Annotated in this window: 9 protein-coding genes; 5 read left to right on the top strand and 4 right to left on the bottom strand. The window is 71.8% G+C overall.

All coding sequences use genetic code 11. From position 1 onward, the window contains the following. Positions 1 to 22: 22 nt before the first annotated feature. The 3 genes from FHX32_RS18615 to FHX32_RS18605 all read left to right on the top strand — a co-directional run bounded on the left by FHX32_RS18615 (position 23) and on the right by FHX32_RS18605 (position 5596). Positions 23 to 1227, top strand: a protein-coding gene (locus tag FHX32_RS18615; protein WP_486481175.1) for an IS3 family transposase whose coding sequence is annotated in 2 segments (ribosomal slippage) — positions 23 to 254 and positions 254 to 1227 — 1206 coding nt in all. Because the reading frame shifts where the segments join, the coding sequence is not laid out codon by codon here. Positions 1228 to 1441: 214 nt separating this feature from the next. After that, entirely contained in the window at positions 1442 to 4279 is a 2838-nt protein-coding gene (locus FHX32_RS18610) for a DEAD/DEAH box helicase (protein ID WP_208418858.1), read from the top strand. A 9-nt stretch (positions 4280 to 4288) separates the two neighbouring features. Further along, a complete protein-coding gene (locus FHX32_RS18605; RefSeq protein ID WP_486481174.1) occupies positions 4289 to 5596 on the top strand; it encodes an SWIM zinc finger family protein in 1308 nt (435 codons plus the stop codon). Positions 5597 to 5626: 30 nt separating this feature from the next. On the opposite strand, the gene FHX32_RS18600 is transcribed toward FHX32_RS18605, so the two are convergent. Further along, a complete protein-coding gene (locus tag FHX32_RS18600; RefSeq protein ID WP_167184544.1) occupies positions 5627 to 6610 on the bottom strand; it encodes an NAD(P)-dependent alcohol dehydrogenase in 984 nt (327 codons plus the stop codon). A gap of 146 nt (positions 6611 to 6756) precedes the next feature. Here FHX32_RS18600 and FHX32_RS18595 point away from each other — a divergent pair, with 146 nt between their 5' ends. Both FHX32_RS18595 and FHX32_RS18590 read left to right on the top strand, forming a co-directional pair. After that, positions 6757 to 7473: a TetR/AcrR family transcriptional regulator C-terminal domain-containing protein gene (locus FHX32_RS18595; protein WP_167184541.1), complete on the top strand. Its 717-nt coding sequence runs from the start codon at positions 6757 to 6759 to the stop codon at positions 7471 to 7473. Between the two features lie 222 nt (positions 7474 to 7695). Then, positions 7696 to 8115: a VOC family protein gene (locus tag FHX32_RS18590; RefSeq protein WP_167184538.1), complete on the top strand. Its 420-nt coding sequence runs from the start codon at positions 7696 to 7698 to the stop codon at positions 8113 to 8115. A 280-nt stretch (positions 8116 to 8395) separates the two neighbouring features. Here the strand turns inward: FHX32_RS18590 and FHX32_RS18585 are convergent, their stop codons facing one another. From FHX32_RS18585 to FHX32_RS18575, 3 genes are all read right to left on the bottom strand, one after another. Then, complete coding sequence (locus tag FHX32_RS18585) at positions 8396 to 9460, bottom strand: golvesin C-terminal-like domain-containing protein (RefSeq protein WP_167184535.1); 1065 nt, start codon at positions 9458 to 9460, stop codon at positions 8396 to 8398. Between the two features lie 209 nt (positions 9461 to 9669). Beyond that, on the bottom strand, positions 9670 to 12669 hold the full coding sequence (locus tag FHX32_RS18580) for a 3-keto-alpha-glucoside-1,2-lyase-like domain-containing protein (RefSeq protein ID WP_167184532.1): 3000 nt from the start codon (positions 12667 to 12669) through the stop codon (positions 9670 to 9672). Positions 12670 to 12849: 180 nt separating this feature from the next. Next, a complete protein-coding gene (locus FHX32_RS18575; RefSeq protein WP_167184529.1) occupies positions 12850 to 15846 on the bottom strand; it encodes a glycosyl hydrolase family 28-related protein in 2997 nt (998 codons plus the stop codon). Between the last annotated feature and the right edge of the window lie 16 nt (positions 15847 to 15862).

Here is a 15862-nt window from a genome sequence, read left to right as displayed (position 1 = left end):
TCCAGAGGAAGGGGTGTCCCCGTTGGGGCGTCCATCGAAGTACACGGAAGAGTTCCGGCGTGACGCGGTTGACCTGGTCCGTTCGTCGCAGCGGCCTATCAACCAGGTGGCGCGTGAGCTCGGGATGAGTCACGAGACGCTGCGCAACTGGGTCCGCGCCGCCGAACGCCAGACCAAGGCCGCCGAGCCCGTCTCGGGTGGGGACGGGCTGTCGGTGGCCGACAAGGACGCCGAGATCGCCCGCCTGCGGCGTGAGAACGCGGAGTTGCGGCAGGAGAAGGAGATCCTGCGCAAGGCAGCCGCCTATTTCGCGAAGGAGATGGATCGGTGACCAGCCGCTTCCGGTTCATCTCCGCCCACCGTGCCACGTTCGGCGTCAAGCGGCTGTGCCGGATCCTGGCGGTGTCCCGCTCCGGGTTCTACCGCTGGACGGCAAGCGAGCCGGCCCGGCAGGCTCGCGCCGCCGACGAGGATGCCCTCGCCGAGCAAATCACCAGGATTCACGCCGACTCCGGTGGCACCTACGGATCCCCTCGGGTGACCGTCGAGCTGCACGAGCGGGGTGTGCGGGTCAACCGCAAACGGGTCGAGCGGATCATGCGGCAACGGGATGTCGTGGGTCGGCACCTGCGCCGCCGCAAACGGACCACGATCCCGGATCCTGCCGTCCCGCCGGCGCCGGACCTGATCGGCCGGGACTTCACCGCCACCGCACCGGACCAGCGGTGGTGCGGCGACATCACCTACCTGCGCGTCGGTGCCGGCTGGTTGTATCTGGCCACGGTCATCGACATCGCCACCCGACGGCTGATCGGCTGGTCGATCAACATCCACATGCGCACCGGCCTGGTCATCGACGCCCTGGACGCCGCGGTCGCCGCCCGCGGCGGCCGGGTCGACGGCGTGATCTTCCACTCGGACAGGGGCGCCCAATACGGCAGCGGCGACTTCGCCGACGCCTGCCGCCGCCACGGTGTCCGCCGCTCGATGGGGCGGATCGGCTCGTCGTATGACAACGCCCTGGCCGAGGCGTTCTTCGCCACCCTCAAGCGGGAACTCGACGTCGACCGCCGCACCTGGACCAGCGAAGCCGACGCCCGCCGCGACGTCTTCCGCTGGATCGCCTTCTACAACCACCGACGCCGCCACTCCGCACTCGGCTACCTCAGCCCCGCCAACTACGAACAAACCCTGCAACCGACTACGCTGCAACAGATCGCGGCATAACCCGGTGTCCACATCCCGGGGGGAACCTCACTTGTCCCCGAATGCCTTTCGCAGCCCGGAAACCGCAATCGCTGAATCTGTCATGTGACCCACCATCGGCGCCCGGCCTGACACCCCGCTGACACGCCCCTGACACGACCGCTGACACGGCGCCCGCGTTCCGCCGGCTCCGGGCGGTGGTCTTATCGTACGACGTACGGTACACTGTACGACGATGGTGGATACCGGTCGGCGGGCGGACGTGAGCGGCCCGGAAGATGCGGTGCGACCCGGACGGCTCGCGGTCGTCTTCGAACCGGGCGATCCGCCCCGGGCCGGCACGGTCAGCTTCTACGACCCGGCCGGCGGCCGGTTGTCGGCGGAGTTCGACGGGCTGGGGGAGGGCGGTGAGCTGCACCTCGCCCTGCCCGCAGCGGGTCGCGTCGCGGCCCGGCGGGTTCCGGCGCGCGCCGTCCCGGTCGGCGACGCGGTCCGGCGCCTCGTCGCGCTGCGGGACGCCGACGACCTGACTCCGGCCGCCGCATTCTGGTCGGCGGTGGCGGTGGCCGGGCTGCACCTGGTCGCCCGGGGACGGCTGCTACCCGGGGTCTCGCCCGAGGGCTACGACGCCTGGCGGGTAGGTCCGTTGGACGTGGCGGACGCGGAGCGCATTCGGGCGCTGGCGGCGGCGATGCCGCCCGAGGCCCGTGCGGTGCCGCTGGATCCCGCCGCCGAGCGGCTCATGGTGCCCGATTCGGAAGGGTTGGTCCGGGCGTTTCTCGACGCGGTGGCCGACACCCTGCCGCGCACCCCGGCGGCGTCCTGGCTCACCGGCGACCCGCGTTTCACCGGTCCGGCGCCCGAGCCGGTCGGCGACCTGCGTGACTGGGCGCGGAAGGTGTCCGCGGGCGTGGACACCGGCCTGCGGGTGGCCCTGCGGCTGGAGCTTCGGCCAGACCTCGACACCGCCGGACTCAGGGCCCTGGTGCGGATGCGCAGCCTTTCCGAGCCCACCGTGGTCAGCGACGCGGCGGCGCTGTGGGAGGGCGACGCGCACGGCCTCGGTGAGCGGGCCACCTTCGAGGCGATGCTCGCTGTCCGGCGGGCCGCGGCGGTGTGGCCGCCGCTGGGGCGGCTGCTCGATGAGGCCGCGCCGATCGCCCTGGACCTGTTCGACGAGGACGTCGTCGACCTGCTCGGCGGCGCCGAGGCGCGGCTCGTCGCCGCCGGCATCGACATCGAGTGGCCGCCGCAACTGGCCCGTGACCTCCACGCCCGGGTGCTCGTCAGCGCCCCGCCGGAGCAGCCTGTCGACGTGGCAGCGCACCTCCGCTCCGCCCCGCCGATGCCGCTCAGCTGGCAGCTCACCCTGGGCGGCGCGTTGCTGAGCGAGGCGGAGGCGGACCTGGTCGGCAAGTCCCGGCCGATCGTCCGGCTGCGGGACCGGTGGATCGCGGTCGAACCGGAGCTGGCCCGCAAGGCCCGCGACCGGCAGCTGCCGCCCCTGGCGGCGTACGACGCGCTGGCCGCGACCCTGATCGGCAGCACCGTGATCGAGGACGAACGGGTCGAGGTGGTGGCCGACGGCTGGCTGGGCGCGCTGTGCGAGCGGATCGCCGAACCCGACGGCGGGCCGGAGCCACTGGAACCGCCGGCCGGCCTGCACGGCGCCCTACGCGAGTACCAGCTGCGCGGACTGCGGTGGCTGGAGCGGATGACCTCGCTCGGCCTCGGCGGCTGCCTTGCCGACGACATGGGCCTCGGCAAGACCATCACGGTCATCGCGCTGCACCTGCGTCGCCAGGCCGATCCGGCGACCGCCGGAGCGACGCTCGTGGTCTGCCCCGCCTCGGTGCTCGGCAACTGGGAACGCGAGATCCACCGGTTCGCCCCGGGCGTACCGGTCCACCGTTTCCACGGCACCGCCCGCTCGCTGGACCCGGTGCCCGACGGTTTCGTGCTCACCAGCTACGGCACAGCGCGGCTCGACGCCCGCGTCCTGGCCGGTCGAGCCTGGGGCCTGGTGGTCGCCGACGAGGCGCAGTACGTGAAGAACCGGCTCAGCGACACCGCGAAGGCACTGCGGCGGATCCCCGCCCGGGCGCGGCTCGCGCTCACCGGCACACCGGTGGAGAACAACCTTTCCGAGCTGTGGGCCATCCTCCACTGGACCACCCCCGGCCTGCTCGCCGACGTCGTCGCCTTCCGCGCCCGCTGGGCCCGCCCGATCGAGGTGGACCGGGACGCCGCGGCCGTGGACATGCTGTCCCGGCTGGTCCGCCCGTTCCTGCTGCGGCGGCGCAAGGCCGACCCCGGCATCGCCCCCGAGCTGCCGCCGAAGACGGTCACCGACCACCTGGTGTCGCTCACCGGCGAGCAGGCCGACCTGTACCAGCGGGTGGTCGGTGAGGTGATGGCCGAGATCCGGGGCGGCGCCAGCGGCATCGGCCGCCGCGGTCTGGTGCTCAAGCTGCTGGTCGGCCTGAAGCAGGTGTGCAACCACCCGGCGCACTACCTGAAGGAGCGGCACGGCACGCTCACCGGCCGGTCGGAGAAGCTGCAACTCCTCGACGACCTGCTGGAGACCGTCCTCGCCGAGGACGGTGCCGCGCTGGTCTTCACCCAGTACGTCCAGATGGGCCGACTGCTGCGGCGGCACCTCGCCGAGCGGGGCGTGCCGGCGCAGCTGCTGCACGGCGGCACGCCGGTGCCCCAGCGGGAGGAACTGGTGCGCCGGTTCCAGGTTGGCGAGGTGCCGGTGTTCCTGCTGTCGCTCAAGGCGGCCGGCACCGGGCTGAACCTGACCCGCGCGGATCACGTCATCCACTACGACCGGTGGTGGAACCCGGCGGTGGAGGAGCAGGCCACCGACCGCGCGTATCGGATCGGGCAGACCAAGCCGGTGCAGGTGCACCGGCTGATCGCCCAGGGCACGCTGGAGGAGCGCATCGCCGCTCTGCTGGAATCCAAACGGGAGCTGGCCGACGCGGTGCTCACCGGCGGCGAGAGCGCCCTGACCGAACTCTCCGACGCCGAGCTGCTCCGCCTCGTACAGCTGCGGGACGAGCGATAGGAGCGGGACGTGGACTTCGACTTCGACTTCCCCGACGAGCTGGACGACGACGAGCTGGGCGACGACGCCGAGGCGGCCGAGGGCGACGAGCGGGCCCGCACCTTCCCGGCGTTCGGGCCGGGCAAGCGGATCGGCAGGAAGTTCGCCGACACCTGGTGGGGCAACGCGTGGATCGAGGCGATGGAGCGCGGCGCGCTCGACGGCGAGCAGCTCCGCAAGGGCCGCCGGTACGCCTTCGCCGGGCAGGTTGGATCGATCACGGTGAGCCCGGGCCGGATCTCCGCCCCGGTGCACGACGGCGACCAGTACACGCCGCACGGCACGGTGGTGCGCATCGGGGTCCTCTCCGACGGCGAGTGGGACCGCCTGCTGGACAAGTTCGCCGCGAAGGCGGGACACATCGCCGCCCTGCTCGACCGGGACATGCCGCACGACCTGATCGACGCCGCCGACGACGTCGGGGTGCGCCTGCTGCCCCGCTACGGCGACCTCGAACCGCTGTGCGACTGCGCATCCTGGGACCATCCGTGCCGGCATGCCGCCGCGCTGTCGTACCAGGCGTCCTGGCTGCTCGACCGGGATCCCTTCGTGCTGCTGCTGATGCGCGGGCGGGCCGAGTCGGAGTTGGTCGAGGAGTTGCGCCGGCGCAACACCCGCCGGTCGGTCGCCGCCGCGGACGGGGGCGACCCGGCCGGCACCCGGGCCGACAAGGCGTACGCCGCCGTGCCGGCGCCGCTGCCGGCACCGCCGGGGCCGGTGTGCGGGGAGCCGATGGCGCTCACCCCGCTGCTCGCCGCGCACGAGGCGGCCGGTGTCGACGCCGACGCGCTCGGGGTGCTGGCCGCCGACGCCGCACTCCGGGCCCGACACCTGCTCACCGCGTCCCGCGGCGTGGATCCCGCTGTTGAGCAGGACCCCTGGCAGGACGCGGTGCGCTTGGCGAGCCGCCGGCCCCGGTCACCGGCGGCGAAGCGGCTCGGCGAGGCCAGCGGCCGGGCCGCCGAACTGCCCCGCGCGATCAGGGCCTGGGAGTACGCCGGCGCGGCCGGTGTGGACGCCATGGACGCGGTGTTCAGCCCACCGAAGGAGGTGGCTTCCCGGGCCACGCACGCGCTGCGCGGGGCGGGGGAGGGCGACGGCGCCGCGCCCGCGGTGACGACCTGGCGCAACCGGTGGACCGTGGGGCGGGACGTGCAGGTGCGGTACGGCCGCGATGGCCGCTGGTACCCGTTCCGGCGGCGTTCCGGGGACTGGTGGCCGGCCGGTCCGCCCAGCCCCGACCCGGTCGACGCCCTGCTCGAGCTGCGCCAGGACTGACGGTGAGCAGGGCGGCGTCGGTCACGCGGGTCAGATGGTGATGACGACTTTCGCCCGTGCGTGTTCGCCTTCGAGGTACCGGATGGCCTCGGGCACCTCGTGGAGCGGGTAGGTCCGGTCGATGACCGGGGTGAGGCGGCCGGTCTCGACGTGGGCGCGGAGCGTGTCGAGGTGGTGCCGGCCGGGTGCCGTGGTGAGGGTGACGATGCGGTGTCGGACGACGGGTGCCAGCAGCCGCCCGCGCGCGATGAGCCAGACCGGTCCGATGAGACTGCCGCCGCGGTACACGCCGCCGCCGGAGAGCACCAGCGTCCCGGTCGGGACCAGCGCCCGCCGCAGCGCGGTGAGTGAACGGTTGCCGACCAGGTCGAACACGAGGTCGTGGCGGCGGGCGTGCTGGGTGAAGTCGTCGCGGGTGTAGTCGACGACGTGGTCGGCGCCGAGCGAGCGGACCAGGTCGACGTTGCGGGTGCTGCACACCGCGGTCACGGTCGCGCCCAGCACCTTGGCCAGTTGGACGGCCAGGGTGCCGACGCCGCCGGATGCGCCGTTGATGAGGACGCGCTGTCCGGGCTCGACCCGCCCGGCGTCGCGCAGGCCCATGAGCGCGGTGATACCGGCCAGCGGCAGGGCGGCGGCCTGCTGCGGTGTCAGGTTCGCCGGCTGCGACGCGACCAGCGTCTCGGGCACGCACACGTACTCGGCGAGCGCGCCGTTGGCATCGCCGAGGTCGCCGAAGACGGCGTCGCCCGGGCGCACCTGTCGGACGCGGGCGCCAACGGCCTCGACGCGGCCGGCGAAGTCGCGGCCACGGATTCGCGCGCGGGGCCTCGACCGGCCCATGGCCAACCGCGCCATCCGTGGATCGCCGCGCATGGCGTGCCAGTCGTACGCGTTGAGCGCGGCGGCCTCGACCCGCACGAGCACCTCGTCGGCGGCGGGCACCGGCGTGTCGACGTCCACGAGCGCGAGCGTCTCCGGCCCGCCGTATCGGTCCTGGACGATGGCTTTCATCGGATCCCTCCCTGACTCGGCCGGCTGGCACGACGTCCGGCTGGTTGAGGTGTACGGCGTACACCTGCTGAGAGCAGCGTAGGTGTACGCCGTACACCGGTCAAGACGGTTATGGTTTCAACCGCCACCGGAAAATGAGGATCAAGATGGCTGAGCAGGTCGAGACGCTGCGCCGGGCGCCGTTGAGCAGGGAACGGATCTTGCGTGCCGCCGTCGCGCTCGCCGACGAGGCGGGGATCGAGTCCCTCAGCATGCGCAACCTCGCCAGGGATCTCGGCGTCGTGCCGATGGCCCTCTACAAGCACGTGGCCAACAAGGACGAGCTGCTCGACGGCATGATCGACGTGGTCGTCGGCGAGATCGACCCGCCGGTGCCGGACGCCCACTGGAAGCACGTGGTCCGCGGGCGCATCCTCTCGGCCCGGCAGGTGCTGCGACGCCACCCCTGGGCGCCGCTCGCGATCGAGTCGCGGAACACGGCGACGCCCGCCATCCTCGCCTACCTCGACTCGATGATCGGCACGTTCCGGGCCGGCGGGTTCTCAACCGACCTCGCCCACCACGTGATGCACGCGATGGGTAGCCGGATTCTGGGCTTCAGCCAGGAACTGTTCGACGCCTCCCGGCGCGCCGGCCGGGCCGGCGCGACCGACCCGGAGCCGCCGGCGCCCCTACCACCGGAGGTCGCGGCCAGGTTCCCGCACGTCGCGGCGATCGCCATGGTGGCATCCCACGACGACGCGTCGGTCGTGGGACAGGGCTGCGACGACCAGTTCGAGTTCGAGTTCGCGCTGGACCTGCTGCTGGACGGCATCGAACGGCTGCAACGGCAAGGCTGGACATCGTCGCGCCGACCCCGGTAGGCGGACGGCGAGGCCCGGGACCCGCCAGGCGGTGACCCACCGCAACGGGTGTGTCTCCACCGTGCCGACCATCAACTCCGACTGAACACTGCGTTGCCGAGGTCGGCGTTGATCCGGAGACCGGGGTGGCGGACGCTGGCAGGCGTCACAGGACGGAGCGGACCGGTGATCGTGGCCGGCGCACCAGAGGTCAGGGGCGAATCGTCCCGGAGAGAGGCACGGATGCAGTTCACGTTGATCGGGATGGCGGTCGCGGCGGAGGACCCGCCCGCGAGCGCGGCATGGTTCGCCGAGCACTTCGGGTTCAAGGCCGGCATCGACCTGGGCTGGTACGTGAACACGCAGCACCCCGACCACCCGACGGTGAGTCTGGACTTCGTCCAGCGGGACCACGACTCGTGGCCGGAGGCGACCCGGGGCAGGAACATCGTCGGGACGCTGCTGGCGTTCCTGGTCGCCGATGTGGACGCCGAGTTCGAGCGGCTGACCGCGGCCGGGCTGGAGGTGGTCATGCCGCTGGTGACCGAGGGGTGGGGACAGCGCCGGTTCCAGGTCGCCGGCCCGGACGGACTGCTGGTGGAGGTGCTGCAGATGGTGGCGCCGGACCCGCGGTGGCTGGCCGACAACCGCCTGGCCGGATGATCCGCGCATCAGCCCGCACGCCCAGCAGCCGCTCGACCGGCCCTCGCGCGTTCTCGCGCTGACCACTGGGCAGCGGACCGGGCGCGGCGGCGATCCGAGGAGACTCCCCGGTGGAGCGCCGCCGCGTCGCGGCCGACGGACGACCCGCGATCAGGCCCGCCTGCGATCTCCGGTGGGCCACCGGGCCGTACCCGCCGGATGCCGTCGAGGAGCTGTCGCTCGCCGCGTCGGACGGTCGACGGCATCCGGCGGGTCCGAGCCGAGTTCGGACAGGGCGGGTCTAGACGCGGGTGATCCGGACGGCGTCGGCCACGACATAGCCGGTGGCACTGGTCCACCGGCTCACCGCGACCAGGTTGCGGTCGCCGGCGGCGAGCGAGAAGGTGCCGAGCGAACGCCAGACGCCACCGTTGGAGCGCTGGTCGACGTTGACCGTCCGGTTGCCGGAGGCGGTGACGACGACGTGCGGGGCCGAGCTGTTGTAGCCCGGGTCGGCCGGGTGCCGTACCTCGACCCGGTAGTTGCCGGCCGCCGGGATGTCGACCTTGAACCAGGCGGCGTCGCTGGCGAGGGTGGGGTTGGCGAAGCGGTAGTCGGCACCGTAGCGCTGGCTGGAGTAGGACGACGTCCCCCAGTTGGTGCTCGCCGTGAACCGCCCGGCGGTGGCGTTGTCCACGATGACGCTGAAGGCGGGCGGGTTGGTGGTGCCCAGCCCCAGGTAACTGGCGATGCCCTGCGCGTGCCCTTGGGCGGTGGCGGTGATGAAGTCGGCCCGTTTGAGCAGGTTCGCGTCGGCCAGGGTGTCGATGAAGAGGTTCTCGGTGAGCACCGCGGGCATCGTCGTCTCGCGCAACACGTGGAAGTTGGCTGTCTTCAGCCCCCGGTCGGTGACCGAGCCGACCGACCGCATGCCGGCGATCACCCTCGGGTGCAGCGCGTTGTGCAGGTTGATGGTGGCGGCGTCCGTCGTCGGGTACCGGTAGCTCTCGAAGCCGGTGCCGCCCCCGGAGTTGATGTGCACACTGACGAAGATGTCAGCGCCCCAGGCGTTGGCGTCGTCGGTGCGGTAGGTCAGGCTGCGGGTGATGTCGGTCGTCCGGGACATGCGGACGTCGACGCTCCAGTTGGCCAGCAGGATGCTGCGCAGTTGCAGGGAGATGTCGAGCGTCAGCGCCTTCTCCTGCAACCCGTTGCCGACCGCCCCGGAGTCGGTGCCGCCGTGGCCCGGGTCGATGTAGACCTTGGGCACGGCGGCCCGGGCGGGACCTCCGATGACGGGGACGGCCGCGGCGCCGGCGAGGGCCGCCAGCAGGGTACGCCGCCGTAACGCGGAGTCATCGAACATGTGCACCTCTCATGGGTGTGAGTGGAGGAGATCATCGATGCCGGCAATATAACGAATCGTCGATGCACATGAAAGATGTCTACGGCTCTCCAGCTAGCTGTCGGAGGTTTTCGCCTCCGCGCCTCTGGTTCTTTGCAGCCGTCGGGGCAGCAAGCACGGACGGCCGGGCCGGCGAACCGGTCCCGGCCGTCCGCGTTCCGCCGGCGGAACTAGCGGTCGAGCGGCTCGATCCAGATGTTGCGGTACTGGACCGGGTTGCCGTGGTCCTGCAGCCGGATCGCGCCCGCCGCCGGCCCTTCGGGGCGGCTGCCGCCGGTCGGGCCGAGGATCTCGACGTCGTCGTGCACCGTGACGCCGTTCCACACCACCGTGACGCGCGGGTTCGCGACCTTGTTGCCAGCCGCGTCGTAGCGGGCCTGCCGGTAGACGATGTCGTACGTCTGCCAGGTCTCCGGCCGCAGCGCCGCGTTCACGTCGGGGGCCTTCTGGTTGTAGATTGCCGCGGCGTCGTTGACCTGCGGCGGGTCGATGCCGAACGAGTCCAGGACCTGGATCTCGTAGCGGTCCTGCAGGTACACGCCGCTGTTGGCGCGGGCCTGGCCGGTCACGTCCGGCGGGTACAGCGGGAGGTTGAACTCCACGTGCAGGCGGAAGTCGCCGAAGGCCTCCAGCGTGCGCAGGTCCCCGTTGCGTACCGTCATGGCGCCGTCGGCGACGGTCCACTGGGGTTCGCGCCCGTCGGTGTGCTGCCACTCGGTGAGGTCGCCACCGTCGAACAGCGTGATCCGCTGCCCGTGCGGCCGGACGGCCAGCACGTCGAGGTTCACGTGCCCGGAGTCCGCCGCCTCCTTGCGGTACTCGACCAGGTTGCGCCCCTCGCGCAGGCGCACCGTGGTGCTGACGGTGCCCCACTCCTCCCAGGTCACCGTGGAGGGGAAGACCGTTTGCTCCACCCGCTCACCGTTGACGTACAGGCTCAGCTGCTTCGCGCCGGAGTAGGGGTTCGGGCCGTTGCTGTAGCGCATCGCCAGGTCGTACGTGCCGCTCTCGCGCACGTCGACCGAGATGCGGGTCGACGAGCCGTCCTGGGCGAATCCGGCGGCGAAGCCGGCGCCGGAGTAGGCGGCGTGGTCGGTGGCCATCCCGACGCCGACGGTGCGGCCCTCCTCGGCCTCGAAGAACGTCTGCGGCTGCACCACGCGACCCGGGATCTCGTTGAGCGTGTACCAGGCCTCAGTGTTCCACAGCTCCTCCCCGCCGGCGGACGAGAACGGGCGCGGCGATCGGACGTGCACCACCCGGTTCTCCTTCAGGCCCGGGATCCGGAGCTTCACCGTGCGGCGGTCGGCCGACAGCTCGGCCCCGGCCACGTCGAGCGTCTCCAGGTCCAGCTTCGGACCGCCGTACTGGCTCGTCGCGCCGTAGCGCCACTGCGTCACCTGGTACGCGTCGACGAGCTCCTGCGCGGTCTCGGCCGACAGCGGCTCGGTGTACTCCAGCTCGAACCCGACGTGCGAGGCGCGCATCCGCTTCACCTCGAAGACCGAGGTGCCGTTGGGGGTAAGCTTCTGCAGGCCGTAGGTGAGCTTGCCCTCCTGGCCCCAGTTGCCGCCGGCGCCCAGGCCGCCCACGTAGAGCGCGCCGTCGGGGCCGAGGGCCACCTCGTTGATGCCGGACTCCAGGCCCTGCGTGTGCCGGAACACCGCGCCCTGGTACTGGCCCTCGACCTGCTCCAGGAAGACGCGTTGCAGACCCCCGTAGGTGACGTCGCCGACGACCAGTTGCCCCGCGTACGGTCCCTTCTCCAGCAGCACCGGCGTGGACGGCGAGTTGGCGATCTCGTTCTGCGGGAGCCAGACGATGGGGCGGGTCACCGGCCGGTCGTCGAACGGGCCGGCGGGCGTCGTGTAGTGGTTGTAGAACGCGCCCGGCTTGATCTGGACCAGCTTCGACGCGGGAAGCCAGCCACCCTGGTTGTCGGTGACGAGGACCTCGCCCGCCGGCCCCCAGCCGATCCCGTTCGGGGTACGCAGCCCGCCGGCGACGTAGGTGATCTCACCGGTCCGGGCGTTCACCTTGATCGAGGTGCCGCGGTTCGGGGCGGGCTGGGGCACCGTGGTGGCGCCACCGTAGTTGATGGCAACGGAGAGGTTGAGGTAGAAGTACCCGTCCCGGTAGAGCAGGCCGAATGCGAACTCGTGGAAGTTGCGGCCCCACGGCCAGGTGGCCACGGTCCGGTGGTCGTCCGCCTCGCCGTCGCCGTCGGTGTCGCGCAGGGCGGTCAGCTCGTGCTTCTGGCTGACGTAGACGGTGCCGTCGACCACCGCCACCCCCTGGGGCTCCCGCAGGCCCTGCGCGAACCTGCGGTAGGTCACCTGCTCGGGCCCGGTCGTCCCGGTGGTGCCCTCGACCACGTAGACCTCGCCGGTGGCGTTGTCGGTGCCACCCCAGGTGGAGACGACCAGGTCGCCGTCGGGCCGGAAGGCCATCCCGGTCACCTGCGGCTGGAACCCGTCGGGGCGCAGGTCGGTGAGGGTGTAGCCCGGGTGCACGCGGTCGAGCGGCAGGCCGTCACCGGCCGAGTCGGTGGCACCCTCGCAGTACTTCCAGCCGGGTGCGGTGACGCGTACGACGCCGGCGTCGGTGCTCAGCGCGGTGGTCGGCACCAGCTGGAAGTCGTCGGCGCCGGGGACGCGCCACTCGAGCCGCAGCACCTGGCCGCCGCCGTTCTCGAAGAACTCGACGAACAACGGATGCAGGCCGGCGCTCAGGGTGACCGATCCGTCCTTGGAGGTCTCGCCGTGCAGGCCGTCGTGGTCGACGACGAGCTGGTCGCCGATCGTGAGGCGCGACCCGTCGTCACTGGTCAGCCGGAACGTGTAGGCACCGTCGGCGGGCACGGTGAGGTTGGCGACGACGTGGCTGATGAAGCGGTCGGCGAGGCCGAACTCGTCCGTCGTGGTCCAGTTGATCTGCGGCATGAGCTTGTCGACGTTCGGGGTCTGCGCGGCCTTGAGGGTGCACAGCGCCGACAGCGGGACGCCCATGTCGTACGAGCGCAGGGTGACGCCGGGCTCCTGTGGCGGCACGTCGGCGGCGACAGGTGCGGCCGTCGCCGGGGTGGGGAGTGCGGCGACCAGCGTCGCCAGGGCTGCGGCTGCCGCCGCGGGGATCAGACGGCGTCGTCGCCGTCGGTTCGGTGTGGTCATGGTTCCTCCTCCCGGTAGGGAAGAAGCCGTGCCACTTTCTCCCCCACGACCAGTCACTACGATCTCGCTGCGCGAAAGATCGATCGCAGACACTAGCACTTTCCATCGATCAAAGAAAACTTTTTGATATTCGAGGGAAAGTTCGGTGTGATGTTCCGGGCGAAGGTGGCCGGACGACGGTCAGCGGAGGCCGTAGACCTCGACCTCGAAGACCCGTGCCAGACCGTCGGTGGGGCTGGGCTCGGTGAACACGACGCGGACCTGCTCGACCCCCGCCGGTGCGCCACTCAGGTCGACGTTCGCCGGGCTGGCGATGTTCTGCTCGACCGACCCGACCGGCCGCCAGGCCCCCTCGACCAGGACCTCCACCCGGAAGGCCCGTACCCGCAGCGCGTCGGAACCGGCCACGCCGCTGTAGAGGGCGAGCCGGGACAGCGTCGCGGGCCGGCCGAGGTCGAGGGTGAAGGTCGGCGACGGGTCGCCGGATCCGGAGATCCACCGGGCGCCGGTCCGGTTGCCATCCACCGCGTTGACCGCGACGTTGGTGGAGAGCACCGAACTGGCCGTCACGCTGGCGTCCCGAGCGAGGTTGTCTCCGCCCGTACGGATCTGCACGGTCAGCGGTACCTCCAGTCGGTGCCCGCCCCGCGTGTACGAGACCGTCAGCGGGATCTGCCCGTCCTGCTCCGCACCGGCGGGCACTCGCACCTCGATCGTGGCGGTGGCCGACTGCCCGTCGGGCAGCCGCTCGACGTCCTGCCGAGTCCGCGTCTGCCACCCGGCTGGCGCCTCGGTGCGGACCGCGAGCCCGGTGACCGGACCGGGACCGTCGTTGCGGATCCGCAGAACGGCGGAGCCCGACCGGCCGGGTAGGACGGTGATCCGGGAGCCGTCCAGCCCGACGTACAGTCCGGCCGGGGCGGGTGGCTCGTTCGCCGAACCGACGGCCAGGTACGCGACGTCCAGCTCCGGCACCGTGCGTCCGGTCGCCACGTCGGCGATGGTGGCCCCCCACCTGGTGTTCGCCACGTTGGTGGGGCGGTAACCCCGGGTGCCGCGGATCACGATCCCGCTGCTGTCGCGGATGCCCATCGCGTACGGATAGGGCCCGAGGACCGTCGCCACCCGGAAGAACACCGTGTTGGCGAAGAGCACGTCGTGGACGTCGTCCAGTTCCACCGCCTGGGAGCGCCACCCGTAGATGTGGTCCTCGGTCTGCAGAGCGTGCAGCTCCCAGTTGCGCACCCGGCGCAGCACGACCTCGCGGTGCTCGTGGTGCTCCACCGACACCTCGTACATGCGGCCCCGGACGGCGGTCTCCTCGACCAGGAACCCGTTGTCCGCCCAGCCGGCCACGCTCCAGATGTTGGCGAACGTCCCGCCGCCGCCCTTGACCCAGAAGCTGTACTTGTGGCGGCCCCGGTACTGATAGCCGGGGTCGCCCGCGCCCGGGTCGTCGGGGTCGGTCACCTCCGGAGCCCACTTCACGAACTGGGTCGCGATGTCGGCGAGGTGGCTGTGCGCGCCGGACTGCCAGAGCACGTGCACGGAGCCCGCGGTCTGCCGCGCCGAGTCGAGGCCGAGACCGACCACCTGGTTGGCACCGCCGGGCGGGGTCTGGATCATCGGCCGGGGACGGTCCGGGTCGGCGAACGCCGCGTGACCATCCGGCAACTTGAGCCACGTCTGGCGCGGGTGCAGGCCGATCAGGTTGCTCTGCGGTCGCAGCCGCAGCGTGTCCCCGATCAGGTACTCGCCCATCGGCACGTACACGGTGTCGTGCTGGTCGATCGCCTGCTGGAAGATGGCGTGGTCGTCGCTGGTGCCGCTGCCCACCGTGACGCCCCGCGCGGCCGCGAACTCGGCCAGGTTGACCCAGTCGTCGCTCGGCGGCGGCAGCGGGATGTCGGAGCGCAGCAACCGGTGGAAGCTTGCCGGTGCGGCCGGTGTCGCCGTAACCAGCACCTGGTCGCTGCGCCGCTCGCCGTCACCGAGCGCGTCGCTGACGCGCAGCCCGAGCGTGGCGTCCCGGACCAGGTAGGACGGGCCGGGGCCGGCCCAGGTGCGTCCACTCGGGGCGGTGGTGAGGAGGGCACCCACCCCGGCCACTCCGGTCCGGACGACGTTGAGCTGGTTCTGGGCACGAACCAACTCCGGCTCCTCGGTTGCCGGGACCGAGTCGCTGTCGTTCAGTGTGATCGCCGCCCCGGCGATGTCCTCGAAGACGGATTCCTGCACGTAGAGCCGCTGTGTCTGGCCGGCGACGGCGACGATGCCGGCGGGCGTGTGGGCGATGTGGTTGCGGATCAGGCTCAGCTTGCTGTCGGTGTGCAGCTTGACGGCTGCGTCGCGTTGGCCCTCGAACGTGGTGTCGAGCACGGTCGTCTGCCAGCCCGGTGAGGCGGCGTAGGCCAACATGCCGAACCGACCGCCGTGGACCTTGACCCGCTGGATCAGGTTGGCGTTGTGGTCGATGCCGGCATAGCCGTCCCCGACATGGATGTCGAGGTCCTGCAGGAGGAACATCTGGGCGCCGCTGAACCGGACCGCCACGGCGGCCGGGTTGCCGGCGTCGATGCGGATGTCGAGGTTGACCAGGCCGGTGCCAAAGGTGTCGTTGTTGCCGAAGGTGCGGGTTGTGCCGGGCTGGTAGGGCCGGCGCACGGCCGTGAACAGGAAGGACTCGGTGCCGTCCTGGAAGCCCGGGGTTGCTTCGCCGAGCAGGAACTCGGGCCGGGTCGCACCGAAGCCGATCACCCGTACCGAGGCGTGCAGGTCCACGCGTCGGGAGAGGCGGTAGCGGCCCTCCGGCACGAAGACCACACCGCCGCCGTCGCCAACGGCCACGTCCCGCGCCCCGCCGACGATGTTGCCCAACCAGTTCTGCCCGCCGCGGCGGGACGCCTCGTCGATCGCCGCCTGCAGCGAGGCCGTGTCGTCGCCGATGCCGTCGCCGTGCACCGGGAACTGCTCGCTGCCGAGGACGACCGCCGTCGGATCGGTCGGCATCGTCCGGTAGACCGACGTCGACGACGCGGGTCGAGCCGCGGCGGCGGGGCCGGTCGGCGGGACCGCCGCCGTCGCGGCCAGGAGGACGAGGCCGGCCACCAGGCTGACCGCCGTCCGTCCGGGCGCGGGTCGGGCCGCGACGGTCCGCCGGGGTGGGGATTCGATCATCGTACGTCTCCCTACG

This window comes from Micromonospora sp. CNZ280 (assembly GCF_011759515.1).
The sequence above is the reverse complement of the archived record's forward strand: the minus strand, read 5'-3'. Positions and strand labels throughout refer to the sequence as shown.

Coding starts and splice junctions, on each gene's coding strand:
- FHX32_RS18610 (WP_208418858.1), top strand. CDS start 1,442: ATGGTGGATACCGGTCGGCGGGCGGACGTGAGCGGCCCGGAAGATGCG.
- FHX32_RS18600 (WP_167184544.1), bottom strand. CDS start 6,610: ATGAAAGCCATCGTCCAGGACCGATACGGCGGGCCGGAGACGCTCGCG.
- FHX32_RS18595 (WP_167184541.1), top strand. CDS start 6,757: ATGGCTGAGCAGGTCGAGACGCTGCGCCGGGCGCCGTTGAGCAGGGAA.
- FHX32_RS18590 (WP_167184538.1), top strand. CDS start 7,696: ATGCAGTTCACGTTGATCGGGATGGCGGTCGCGGCGGAGGACCCGCCC.
- FHX32_RS18585 (WP_167184535.1), bottom strand. CDS start 9,460: ATGTTCGATGACTCCGCGTTACGGCGGCGTACCCTGCTGGCGGCCCTC.
- FHX32_RS18580 (WP_167184532.1), bottom strand. CDS start 12,669: ATGACCACACCGAACCGACGGCGACGACGCCGTCTGATCCCCGCGGCG.
- FHX32_RS18575 (WP_167184529.1), bottom strand. CDS start 15,846: ATGATCGAATCCCCACCCCGGCGGACCGTCGCGGCCCGACCCGCGCCC.